Source organism: Paenibacillus sp. NFR01, assembly GCF_900111565.1.
Classification (GTDB): domain Bacteria; phylum Bacillota; class Bacilli; order Paenibacillales; family Paenibacillaceae; genus Paenibacillus_AQ.
This window is the reverse complement of record NZ_FOIK01000001.1, coordinates 201,478-214,266: the sequence shown is the minus strand read 5'-3', so window position 1 is coordinate 214,266 and position 12,789 is coordinate 201,478. Positions and strand designations below refer to the sequence as shown.

Genomic DNA, 12,789 nt, shown 5'->3' with positions numbered 1-12,789 from the left:
TTCTTTATAAGCAGCTTTTGCAAGATTAGTCCGCCGTCGCCGCTTTCTTCTTTGCCTTTTTGCTCTGCGCCTTCTCTATGTTTTCGGCTACGCGGAACTTTACGATCCGGGCGACCAGATCGAAAGGAACCGGCACATCAAGCGGGAACTGGAGCGTGCCTTTGGATTTGTGATACGGCTTCACTTCCTCCTCAAAGCCGGCAATCCCGGACGGAGCGGGATAGAAGCCGATATGATTTTTGAAAGCCGCAAAATGCACCAGGTTCCCGTGCAGGTCAAAGGTCGGCATCCCGTAGCTGAATTTTTCCTTGGCTTCCGGAGCGGCTTCCTTGATGGTCTGCCGTAATTGATGCAATGAATCCTGCAGTTCCGGCCTGCAGCTTGCGATATATTCGTCAATGGTAGCAAAACTCTTTTGCTCCTCTTTCATCTGGAACCGTCTCCTTGTTCACGCTTTTCTCCACTATACACATCTCTGCGCAAATAGAAAAGGAAACGGCTTGTTTGCCGTTTCCTTTTCGCTAACCGGGGTCTCCCTCAGTTAGCAAGGCTTTGCCCGATATATTTCTGCAGGACGCTTGCGACTTCAGCGCGGGTTGCCGTTCCTAGCGGATCAAACGTATTTCCCGGTTTGCCGCTGATGAGCCCGCCCGCTTGAATGGCGGAGACGGCTTCCTTGGCCCATGCCGCAATGCTGCCGGCATCAGTAAATTCGGATACCGTAGTCGCTGTGGACAGTTTCCCGCCGCTGTAAGCAAGGTAGTTATAGAGAACGACGGCCAGTTCCTGACGGGTTACCGCCTGATCCGGAGCAAATTTGCCGTTCCCTGTACCTTTAACGATGTTATTTTGGACAGCCCAAGCCACGTATGGTGCGTAATATTTCGCTGCACTGACATCGGAGAACGACGCAGCACTCGCAGGAGTTACACTAGCGAGTTTGCCAAGCACGGTTGCCAGCATGCCGCGGGTCATTGTTTGATTCGGGCCGAACTGATCCGTGCTAAGCCCGGTCAGTACGCCGCGGGCTGCCATAAAGGCAATGCTGTCCTTGCCCCAATGATTGGCAGTGTCGGCAAACGTGATCGGATTATAAGCTACCGCAAAGGTGGAGAAATGCGTAGTCGCGAATTCGGCCGTTTGCGTGGCTGCATTATATTTGCTGGTGACCGGTACGGCATTTCCGCTGCCGTCAATGTAATAGACCAGGATGGCGTTCGGATTCTCTCCAGCTTTCGGGGTATACGGAATCGTTACTTTTAATGCTTCGCCGCCAAAGGTCGTGATGTTCGAAGTTCCGGCGGTGATCGTAAAGCTATATACCGGACGGTCGCCGATCAGCGCCTGCACGCCGGTGCTGAGATTCCCCGTTGCTGCCGCTTCCACGCTGACGCTGATTGGCTGACCCTGAGCCGATTTACCGATCGCGTCCGCCGCAGCGTTCCCGAGCGTAATCGTGCCAAAGCCGGTGTTCAGCTTAAAGTCGGCGTTGGTGTCCGCTGCAAGTTTCTGCAAGAAGTTGCTTCCAAGCTCAAGAGATACCTTCTTAGCATTGCTCATAGCCTCGCTGCTAATCTCCACAACGGCATGTCGGCCCGCTTGTTCGCTCACTGCCGCATTCGCCAGCAGCTTCGCAGCCGTTTCCGCGTTCAATGTTAGCTTGGCTTCGCCGGTTTCGCTGTTGAACGACGGCTTAATAACTGCCGTTGTACCGGCAGCAGACGTAGCGCTTGGCGATGCCGCAGGCGAAGGCGTTGCGCTGCTTACCGGACTTTGGGGGCCCGTTGGCTGCTGGGTCGGTGTCGGCGTTGGTGTCGGCGGCGTGTAAAGGCCGGCCGAAACTTGCACGACGGACACCGTTCCCGATACCTCGTTCGCTACCAGAAGCAGCGGGTAACGGGTCGGGCTGAGGTTGGCCGGAATGAAAGCTTGCCCTTCGGGAGAGACGTCGCCGGCGATCGCATATTTCCCCGTGTTGTCGACCGAACCCGGAAAATCCCTGGTGTTCAGATAGTCGGCGAATACCGGTTTATGGATATTGGACAGATCATACATCATGTTTCCGCCGACCCGTTCAAGCCCAATAAAAGCGTAAGGTTTGCCGTCCACGATGCCGACCTTGACATCCTCCGGCTCCGGCCCTTTTTTCGCGCTCCGTTTTTCGAATACCAGGTCATCGTTCGACCAGTTGAAATACTGCGGAAGCAGCTTCGCGGTGTAGTTCTCGAAATCCGCGCCGCTGTCATATACGAGCTGCAGCGAGTCCGCATCCCAGACCGAAAAAGAGCGGGCGCCAAAGAGGTAGGTTTTGCTGCTGTCGAATCCGCTGCCGTTCGTGCCGACTTCATAGCCGGAGGTGTCGAAGGCGGTGACCTTCATTTTTTTACTGGGATCGCCGTCCTGGCCCCCGTTACTGATCGTAATGTCTTTTTCGTTCACATAACCATTCCAGTCTCTGGAGTCGCCCTCGTTGGCGGTAAGCAAGTACGTTTTGCCGCCGACGGCGTAGGAGGCGATGCCGTCCGGATTGAACATGCCGAAGTAGTTCTCTTCGGTTTTGATGTTGATTTTGCCGTCACGGCGAATATCGATCTCGTTGCCAGGGAGGCTGTGATCCTTAAATCCAAGTCCCTTAATCGCAGTAAATTCGCCCTTTTCGATATCGAGCGTCGCAATGGCGTTCGCTTCCTGGAGTGTGATATACGCTTTTTTGCTGTCCGCAGAAATTGCCGCGTATTCCGGCTCGAGGTCCACGGACGGCGCTGTGTTCTTTTTCAGGATAACATGATCTGCAAGCAAGCCGGCTCTCGCATTCGTATCGTCAAAGCTCGTGAAGTCAACGACCTTGGCGGTATGAGTCGTTAGATCGACAATAGTCACGGAGCCCTTTGGATCTACCGCAGGAGCGGCATAGCCTTGCCGCGGTTCGCCTTCATCGGCGGTAAGCAGATATTTGCTGTCCGGGGTAAAAGTTACCATGTCCGGCTGCACCCCGGTCGCATAGCTGTCTTGGAAATTGCCGTCATAATCGAGCAGGATGACCGCGCCGGCTTTGCTGTAATCCGCTTCCTGTACGGCGATGGCAATCCGTTTCAGGCTGGTGTTGATATCGACGCTCGTAATATCGCCGAAGGTAAACCCTTGGATCATTTGGCTGACATCAATGCGCTTTTCCAGTTGCAGGGCAGCATTGCCGCCACTTTTCAGGCCGCTCAAGCCGACAATGTCTACCTTCTTTTCAGAGCCGTTTACCAGGTAAAATTTCTGATTGTCGCTGTTGTATTTAACGATTTCAGCAACGCCGCCCTTATCGGAGGAGAATCCCGTGGAGTAGCCGGCGATTTTGCTCATCAGTGTGCCCGAAGAAACGGGGATGGCATCGCCTGTTATTTTTACAGCAGCCAAACCGGAAGTTCCTTCGGCACCCACAGTACCGCCCCCGACTGAAATATCGCCGGTTTGCAGCAAACGCAAATATACCGCTGCCTGATCATTGATTTCAGCAGGAAGCGGAAGATCCGTTTGGCTCACTGAGCCGGCAGCCGTGATGTGGAGACTGCTTCCAGGGATATCAGAGTAAACTTTATTGTCCAGACTGTATTGCAGTTTGAAATCGCTTGGGCCGGTGTCTGAACCGGATAGGCTGAAGGACAGCTTCAGGTCTTCAAACCACTTTGTCGAAGTATTTACTTGCCAGTATTTCGTATCGTTGCTGCCGTCCCAGCCAGTTGCGTAAATGGCGGAATCCGTAGCCGAATACGAGACGGTTCGTGCATTTCCGTTATAAGTAGACCATGTAACCGTGCTGGTGCCTGCATTCACACCCCCGGTTGCGGGAATTACGGATTTGCCCTCGCTGTTTTGCGCAGTAAAATTCCATTCCGCCACAGCGAATGCCGGTTCCGCACTGACTTTTCCCGAAACGGGGAGGATAACGAACAGCAAAACTGCAGCCATCGCTGCACTGATCAGCTGTTTGGGCGTTCTCTTCTTCATATAAGCCTCCTAATCGATTATGGACTCGCTCTCTATCCACTTTAGGCGGCTAATGTAAAATAATGCAGCATTTTTTGTTAAAATTTAATATTTCACCCGTTAACATAACGCAAAAAACCGTCCCTGACGGCAAAAGGTGTCATCACCTTTTACACAAGGAACGGTTTTTATATCAAACTTCGCCTTATCGCATCAAGCAGCGACTACTCCAGGCCATGCATTTTGCGGATATTGTACATGCCTTGAACGAGCAGCTCGGACGGATCACGGTTCAGCTGCAGATGGGTAAGCAGCATATGGAGTGGAATGGCACAAACATTATTGCCTTCGGTGATGGATGGGAATCCCGCTTCGAACACCGGGCCATGCTCTTCGTTCCAGGCCAGTCCGGCATGAACCTGCTCAGGCGCAAACTCTTCGGTAACTGCCGCAATGCAAAGCGGAACGAGTTCGTTATCGATTACGGCCTTAGCTTCGTCTTCCGTGGTCGGAGGCGTCGGCAGCGCTTTGCCGCCCTTGGTCTTCATCAGCTCGTAATAGAAAGAGGCCATCCACATGGCCGGGTTGCCCCCGCCCTGGAATTTGGCGACCAGCTCGCGGAGGAAAAATCCGACAGAGTACACGTCTCCGGCTTCGTCTTTAACATGGAAAATAAAAATAGGCCCGTAAATCTCCAGCTGCGTCACCTGACTGGTAACCTCTTTAAAGGACATTCTCAGTGCAACCAGGCCGTTATGGTGAACAGCCTGTAGCAGCTCATTCCATTTCTCGGGCGTCATTGTATCCTGATTATTATTCGCTTCTTCTTGGGTTTCTGTGGTTGCGGTTTCATTTGTTGTCTCATTCGTCATTCTTATCTTCACCTCGAATACCATCATACCACTGTGCGGCATGCCGAGACTAGTCCAAGGGCAAAAAACTCCGGCAGATTATTGGAAAACATTCAATTAATTTTCATTTTGTAATCAGCGAAGCGCCCGATGGATCATGCTTGTCCAGCGTTTCACGAACCCGCTTCTCGCTTCCCACCGCGTAACAATAAGTGCAAATGAATTTGCAGGTATTGTATACGCCCATATCCGCCGCTTCCGTGCAAAGGCATTCCGGACGTTGATGCTTATCCTTACCGTACCCCTTCTCAAGCAGAAAAAGCTCGTTTAACAGCTGGCCATCGATACAGGCGCCGTGACCGATATCGTACGGTTCCAAATCCAGTTTCTCGGCACAGGACAACACCTCAAAACCGTTCATATGGGCAACCTGCACCAGAGGTTCAAGCAGCTGCTCCAGTTGCCCAGCATGCTCAGGCGCTGCAATGTCCGTAAATGATATCTGATGTTTTGTCTCCAGCTCCTTCAATCTGCCTTGAATCTTTCCGTAAAAATCCAGAAAGCTGATCATCATGCGGGAAGAGTACCCGCTTAGTTCAGCCGTCATCGCAGTGATTGTCTCGATATGGTATCGTACCGGAGTCACCGAGCTGACGATAATGGGATCGTAGCGCCAGATCACCTTTTCCGGACCGATTCGTTCGCTAAGCTTCTTGAATGTATCGATTCGGGCAGAAATGTTCGGAAGATTCGGTTCAAATTCAGGGGGATAATCGTTCAGCGTGAATTGAAAATAATACCGGTAGCCCCGACTGTCCAGCTCGTCCAGATGTTTCAGAAACGGCTTTGGATTCTTCGTCCAGAACACAATGGCATCCACGTCATCCGGCAGCAGGCTGATCCTCTTCACCTGATGGCTGTTGAACGGATTGATCCGGTCGAAATACCCATCCCGGATTCTGCCCATAAACCATTCGCCAAAGAAAGCCGGGATATCCGTTCTGCGGCTGGCGCTGATCAACATATGAACACCTCCTACTGGCACGATAGCCGTTTAGTTGCCCGAATAAATAAAATCCATCGTCTTATCCGCTGTATTCAACACGGCAGATGCGCCAATCGGCAGAATAGCCTGGTTGCTGCCATGGCCAAAATCGTCGCAGTAAGCAACAGGCACGTTATATTTTTGCCCGAACCGTTTCAGTCTTTCAAATAGCTGCGGATTAACCGTTTCGGAATAGTGCCCGAACAGCAAACCGGCAATCCGGCCAATGAACGGACTTTGCTCGATATGCGACAAAAACATGCTTACGCACGCGATGCTGCTGAATTCTTCGTGATCCTCCAGAAATAATATACATTTCTTTCCATCATTCGTCTTCAGATAATCGCTGTTCACCGAAAGCGCGAAATTGACCGTGTATCCACCGATCAGAACGCCTTCGCAAATCCCGTCATGCAAGGAATGCCACTGGCTGTTATTCACCCAGACGTCCGGTTGGGCTTGGATAAAATGCGCCGCGAACTGCTCATAGTTGTAGGGCTGCAGGTTGGCAAATGTCCCGGGTGCCTGACCATAGTAGGTAGTTAATCCGGTTTTGGAATAGATGGCGTTCAAGATGGAGGTTCCGTCACTGTAGCTCAAGAAAAATTTAGGATTACGCTTTATGGCATCATAATCGATATAAGGAAGCAGCTCCAAGCCGCCATAACCGCCCCCGAAAAACACCATTTTGACGCTCTCATCGAGTACCATTTGGTTGAAATCGCTGGCTCGTTCTTGCTCCGATGCCAAATAACCGTAAGTGCTCTTATACAGATTCTCCCCGGTTTTGACCCGAAAGCCGCAGGCCTCGATGCCCGCAATTATTCCTGCATACCTCTCGGCTGTTGCCACATGGCTGGGCGAAACGATGCCAATGGAATCCCCGATGTTCAGCTTCATCCTAAATCCCCTTCCATAAAAAAATAAAACAAGGAAACGAACATTTGTTCCTTTTATGATACCATAATCTATTATTAATCACCAGTAAAAAAGAAATAGACCGCCCTCTCACTAAGGACGCGGTCTATTTCTGCCGCATAACCTGAAGCCGCTACCCATAGAAGCGGCTATTTCCAAAGACAATACCATGAATGAAACTAAATAAAAAGCCGCCTTACGCCGCTTCCTCTCCTTGCTCCTGCTGCTCCAGCCCCCAAATATGCCGATCCTTGCGAAACGGCAGGCAGGATACCATGCCGAACACTCCCAGGACCAAGAACAGCATCGCCGCGCCGGAACCTTTTCCCGCTCCAAAGAGCTGCACCCAGAGGCTCCCGCCGGATTGCTGAGCCATAAAAGGCTCGAACACCCGGTCTACCAGCCATCCGCCGGTCAGATAACCCACAGGAATCGTGAAGAATTGCAGCGTGTTTCTTGCCGCGTAGACTCTCCCTTGCAGCTCTACGGGAATATTGCTCCGCAGCAATACATCCATGTTTGCGCTCATGAGCGGGATACAGATCCAGCCCATAACGGCAGCGATGCACCATACCGGCGTGCTTCTGCCGAAGGCAAGAATAAAATTCTCCGTGCTCATGGAGAAGAGCAGCGCGTTCAGGATAACGCGGACACGGCTTTTCGGAGCCGGCGCAAACGACACGATCAGGCTGCCGAGCAAGGTGGCGAGTCCGGTGCAGGTATTGACCAGCCCCAGCGCTGTCTCTCCCCCGCCGGTTCTGGATAGAAGCATCGCCGGAAGAGCCGCGTTAAACATGGAAGCGGTAAAATTGATCAGCGCCAAAAAAAGAATCAGATCCAGTATGCCGCGATGGTTTCGCAGGTACCGCAGCCCCGCCCCTGCGGACGTCAGTAAAGATTCAGTAGCGGCCTGCTCCTGCCGGACATGCGGAACTGGAATAAACCACAGCATTACGGAGGCTGCCAGCATAAACGTACCCAGGTCGATCCAGATAACCGTCTTTAGACCGCCGAAGGCCAGCAGCGCCGAAGCAATAACAGGCGTAAGTACAGTAACCAGCGAATTGGAAAAAGACCGCAGCGCGCTGACCCGCTGGTAATGCTTCTTCGGTACAAGCAAGCTGGTCACAACATCAGCCGCCGGCTGCTGGACCGTATTCATCAGTCCGTTCAGCGAATTAAGCAAATAGAGATGCCATATCTCCAGCCTGCCGGTATTGAACAGCACCAGCACTACGACAGTACACAAGGCGGCGAAGCTGTCGCCGATCAGCAGGATCGCCTTTTTATCCCACCGATCGCTCCATGCCCCCGCGAACATGCTTAGGAGCACATAAGGCGCATAAGAGCAAAGTGTTAACAGCGAGGTGGTCAGCGCCGACCCGTACTGCTGATAAGACCAGATTACGAGCGCGAAGCTGGTCATTGCGCTTCCAAGCCCCGACAAGGATTGGGTTATCCATAAGATCAGAAAACTTCGCAGTTCTTTGACCGAAGTTAAATTATTTTTCATTTCGACTTTGCTCCTCTTTAATATTGTGATAGCTCAACAAAATTAAAGTGCAAAGTCTGCCGGACGAGCTGTAATGCCTATCCGCTCCATGCAATGATGTCCGGCGTCAGACTTTGCACGGAGCTTCGCCAATGCAGAACTTCATATCGATCAGGCTCCTTTACAGAAGATAAGTGAATTTTACCATAGCATTCCAAAGCCGGCGATGATAAAAAATGGCCCGCTTGCGCGGGCCGTTTTATGTATGCACATCTTTGATGTATGAATGCTTAAAGATCAAGAAATCTTGAAGTTCCGGACAGAGTTTTGCAGGTCCGAGGCCATTTCGGACAGGTGGCGAATCGCGCCGGTAATTTCCTGAATCGTCGCGCTTTGCTCCTGAACCGCCGCACCGACCTCTTCATAGCCCGCTGACTGCTCTTGCGTAATGCCCGAAATCTTTTGCATCGTCTCCGTGATCAGTTCAAACGATTTATCCGCTTTTTCCAGCGCGCTCTGCAAATGATCAATCTGATTCGAGAACGATGACACGCCGTTAAAAATCACCTTGAAGTTCTCATACATGTCCTGAATCCAGACTTGGCCTTGCTCCACGGCCTGATACCCTTCGTCAATGCTGTCCAGCACCGTTTGGCTGTCCTGCTGCGTACTGGAGATCAGCTCGGTAATCGAGTTGGCGGCTTTCGACGACTGCTCGGCCAGTTTTTTGACTTCGCCCGCCACCACGGCAAAACCTTTACCTTGTTCCCCGACATGCGCCGCTTCGATGGAGGCATTAAGCGCCAGCAGGTTGGTTTGATTGGCAATGCCGGTTATGATCGTAATGATTTCACCGATTTCCTTGGACCGCGAATCCAGTTGAACCGCAGCATCCTTCGATTGCTGCATTTCCTGCTGGATGACATTCATTTGGTTCAACGTTTTCTCCACAAGCTCCTGGCCGTCCTGGGAATGATTTCCCACCTCGTAAGCCAGTGCCTGCATCGTCTTCACTTCTTCGGTCACTTTGGTCAAATCCACGTTGACTTCGACGATGTTGGACGTGCTGTCCGAAATCGAAACGGCAACTTCGGCAACCCCCTCATTCATGCTGCCCATCGAAGAAGCAACCTGCTGCGAGCTGGCGCCCATCTCATCGGCAGAACGGTAGATCTGGCCGCTGGTCTGCGAGAACACGCCCGACGAATTGGAGATTTGCCGGATCAGCGTTTCCAGATTGCGCCGCATCAGCCCGAACGCAGCTGCGAGCTGCCCGATTTCGTCGCTGCGTTTCAGTTCAAGCTCCTCTGTCAGATCCCCGCCTGCCACTTTTTCGGTTGCCCGGACCAGCTTGCCGATCGGACGGGTAATGCTGCGGCTGATGAGATAAGCAATGGCTGCGCCGAGCACGACCACCCCGAGTACAATGAATATTGTGGTCTGCAGAATGAACGACTGTGTCTGCGGTACGATCGAAGCATCGACATCAATCCCGGCGATCCCGAAGATTTTGCCGTCGCTGCCTTTTACCGGAATGAAAATCGACTTATGCGTACCGTACTCGTCTTTGTAGATTTTGCTGTACATCGTTTGGTTCTGCGCGATCGAATTCCGCATCTCGTCATTAAACGCATAATCCGTTCCGAAGTCATCGTCGACGCCGGTCAAAATGACGATGTGCTCTTTGCCTCCGGCATTGCTGAGGATATACACGTTCTCGAGCGAATCGGTCTTTTTGATCTGCTCCAGCTGCTGTTTGATTTTGGTGTGGATTTCATCCTTAAGCCCAGTGATCTGATCCGGCTTCTCCGGGATCGACTCCAGGTAAGAGCCTATGGCCTGAATGCTGCTGGATAATCTCAGGTTAAACTGCCCCTCCAGTTTACTCGACAATCGGTTGCTGATCTGGTATTCGGTAAAAGAAAAGATTGCACAAATCAGAAGCACCAATCCTAGAAAACTGCTGATCATCTTTACGGAAATATGACCGCTGAACCAATTTACTTTCTTCTTCGCCTCTTGCTGTCCCACCTTGCTTACCTCCCAATGGTCTCTAGCGGTTCCGAGTGTGCCTCGTATACCTTCACGATGTTTTCTTTCAAATACTGAACGATTTCCGGCACATGGCCGATTTCCGTGTAAGGCGAGATTACGAAAATCTTGGCAGCATATAGGGTTGTGCTGCCGCCATCGGCGGTGGATACCACCAGATGTTTCTTCGTATCGCCGAAGAACATCCGGTCGCGCTGTTCGCCCAGGACCTCGAACAAGCGCTCATTGAAACGGTTCGTGCGTTCAATGCTGGCAAGGCTAACCCTGCCCGCCAGCTCCGCCTGGAAGCCGTCCGCACCCTCCGGATAGATACGGAAGAGCGTCACAACTCCCGGATTGTCGCCGTTCACGATTTGGGCTTCGGGAATTTCTGCGCGCAACGCTTCACGGAACGCCAGATTCACTTCCACCAATTGCCCGAGCAGCTGCTGATAACCTTTGACGCCAAACGCCAGCAGGGCGCTGTAAATGGCGATGGAGCTGGCCATCCGCGAGCATTCAAGCGTGTATCCGGTGTGGTAATCACCATATCCCCGGTGGCCGACATATGGCGTCTCTTCTTCCTCCAGGTCAACCAGGCGAAGATCCATCGCATTTTTGACCAGAAAAAGGCTAGTCAGGTAAGGTGTCTGCCCAAGCTTCTGAAAATCAAAGCACAGGGAATCCGCCAGCGGCAGATGGTTCATTTTTCGCTGGATGTGCTGCAGGCCATCGACCAGGTTCGGCTGAAAGCCCAGCGGATTGGCGGCAAAATCGTATTCCCGGAAGAAGGCGAAAAAACCGCCGAGCGCAGAGTCCGCATGCAAATGGGGGCGCTGCAGGCCATAGGTTTGAGCGATTTCCTCGGATACGGCACGAATCTCCTTTATATCATCAATTCCCATGGCATCTGTGGTTCCCGTGGTTGCCACAATGTAGATCGGGATACCGCCGCGGGCAATCACCTGCTCCAGCTTTTTGCGCAGATCCTTCACATCCATAGCGCTGTCCGGCGTGGTCTGAACCTTGATCAGATGATTGCTGCCGAGTCCCGTGGCTTCCATGGATTTAAACAGGCTGTAATGGGCGGATTCCGAGCAGAAAGCGTAGAAGTTGCCGGGTACGCCCGAACGTGGAGCATCCGGAGCGAATTTGGCGATTGCCAGCCGCAGCCCCGTGAAGACTGCCCCTTGGCCTCCCCATGTCGTATACCCGCCGCTGCGGGCGGCGTCGTAGCCGACCAGTTTCGACATCATGCTGATGACGCGCACTTCCGCCTCCGCTCCCGCAGGACCGTATACGTCCCACAGATTGTTGCCGTTAACCAGGAACGCCGTGATCATCCCGAGAATGCCGGGAATGCTTGCCATTGGAAGAATATTGGTAAGAAAATATTTCGTATGGTAAGGATGGTTATGCAACAGCTTCAGCAGCTGATCATTGACTAATTCTTGCGGCATGCTGTCGGTCGGAATTTCGCTTTTCCGAATCAAATCGTTATAGAAGGATCCGGTCCGGTCCTTGTCCCCGTGCAAATTCACGCCATCCGGATTCTTAAGGCTGTCTACCCCTTTCAGTAGCTGCTCGATGAGCTGCAGAAATCGCATGCGCCCCTCTTCGTTGCCATCTTCACTTGGAAAAAACGATTGCATTGATTTCTCTGGCACTTTCCATTCCCCTTTCATCTGCTAGCAATAAAAAAAGGTGAAGAAAGGTAAGAATACCCATCTTTCACCAATTACGAAATTGCAACTGGCTGACTTATCCAAGGTGGATTTAGTCCCTATAGCTTTGCGTCCCTATTTTTCAATAGGTTTGCCGGATTATTTGGTTATTTGGGAATACGTGGTTCGACAAATATCAACATGAAACTAAGTATAGTATATTATTGGTAAATATACAATAGTCACTCACATTGCGTGTTAATTAACTCAATTGGGGATAACTCCGCGGGGTTACAGAAATAGGGATACCGCGCAGAAGTTGCTGATTCGATTATGAGAAAAAAATCACAAATCTATTATACTCTTTAAATCACAATTTGGCGATATGTGGGAGAAACTGCCGAAAATATACTTAAGAAAAAAACACCGCCCATTCGAAACATCGAACATTCTGGGGACAACAAAGAAACGGCATTTCTGCCGTTTCTTTAGGATGGACTCTCAGGGACTCGAACCCTGGACCAATTGATTAAGAGTCAACTGCTCTACCAACTGAGCTAAGAGTCCATATGAAGTTTTGGTGGAGCCAAGGGGGATCGAACCCCTGACCTCATCGCTGCCAGCGATGCGCTCTCCCAGCTGAGCTATGGCCCCAAATACGTTGTGTTCACAACCTTTGTAAAGTCGCTCACAAGAATTGATTATACAGAATTTCAATAAAGAAAGCAAGGATGGACTCTCAGGGGCTCGAACCCTGGACAAATAGATTAAGAGTCTACTGCTCTACCAACTGAGCTAAGAGTCCATATGAAG

At 51.5% G+C, this 12,789-nt stretch carries 8 protein-coding genes, 3 tRNA genes and 1 riboswitch; all 11 genes read right to left on the bottom strand.

The features are described from left to right. Positions 1-25 precede the first annotated feature (25 nt). The 11 genes from BMW84_RS00955 to BMW84_RS00905 all read right to left on the bottom strand — a co-directional run bounded on the left by BMW84_RS00955 (position 26) and on the right by BMW84_RS00905 (position 12,781). Positions 26-430 (bottom strand): iron chaperone, encoded by a 405-nt coding sequence (locus tag BMW84_RS00955; RefSeq protein ID WP_091063461.1) that lies wholly within the window; start codon positions 428-430, stop codon positions 26-28. 107 nt (positions 431-537) lie between these two features. After that, entirely contained in the window at positions 538-3,996 is a 3,459-nt protein-coding gene (locus BMW84_RS00950) for a choice-of-anchor I family protein (protein WP_091063458.1), read from the bottom strand. Positions 3,997-4,199: 203 nt separating this feature from the next. Then, complete coding sequence (locus tag BMW84_RS00945) at positions 4,200-4,847, bottom strand: hypothetical protein (RefSeq protein WP_175498627.1); 648 nt, start codon at positions 4,845-4,847, stop codon at positions 4,200-4,202. A gap of 103 nt (positions 4,848-4,950) precedes the next feature. After that, entirely contained in the window at positions 4,951-5,850 is a 900-nt protein-coding gene (locus tag BMW84_RS00940) for a DUF1848 domain-containing protein (protein WP_091063443.1), read from the bottom strand. A gap of 30 nt (positions 5,851-5,880) precedes the next feature. Beyond that, on the bottom strand, positions 5,881-6,771 hold the full coding sequence (locus BMW84_RS00935; protein WP_091063442.1) for a S66 peptidase family protein: 891 nt from the start codon (positions 6,769-6,771) through the stop codon (positions 5,881-5,883). Between the two features lie 214 nt (positions 6,772-6,985). Beyond that, positions 6,986-8,302: an MFS transporter gene (locus tag BMW84_RS00930; RefSeq protein WP_091063438.1), complete on the bottom strand. Its 1,317-nt coding sequence runs from the start codon at positions 8,300-8,302 to the stop codon at positions 6,986-6,988. Between the two features lie 276 nt (positions 8,303-8,578). Continuing rightward, positions 8,579-10,312 (bottom strand): methyl-accepting chemotaxis protein, encoded by a 1,734-nt coding sequence (locus tag BMW84_RS00925; RefSeq protein WP_091063432.1) that lies wholly within the window; start codon positions 10,310-10,312, stop codon positions 8,579-8,581. A gap of 5 nt (positions 10,313-10,317) precedes the next feature. After that, the gene (locus BMW84_RS00920) at positions 10,318-11,964 is read right to left on the bottom strand and encodes a pyridoxal phosphate-dependent decarboxylase family protein (RefSeq protein ID WP_254772926.1); all 1,647 of its coding nucleotides are present in this window, start codon (positions 11,962-11,964) and stop codon (positions 10,318-10,320) included. A 92-nt stretch (positions 11,965-12,056) separates the two neighbouring features. Beyond that, positions 12,057-12,142: riboswitch (cyclic di-GMP riboswitch) on the bottom strand. 328 nt (positions 12,143-12,470) lie between these two features. Continuing rightward, positions 12,471-12,543: transfer RNA gene (locus BMW84_RS00915), tRNA-Lys, on the bottom strand. Positions 12,544-12,554: 11 nt separating this feature from the next. Then, positions 12,555-12,630, bottom strand: a tRNA-Ala gene (locus tag BMW84_RS00910). Positions 12,631-12,708: 78 nt separating this feature from the next. After that, positions 12,709-12,781: transfer RNA gene (locus tag BMW84_RS00905), tRNA-Lys, on the bottom strand. Positions 12,782-12,789 lie beyond the last annotated feature (8 nt).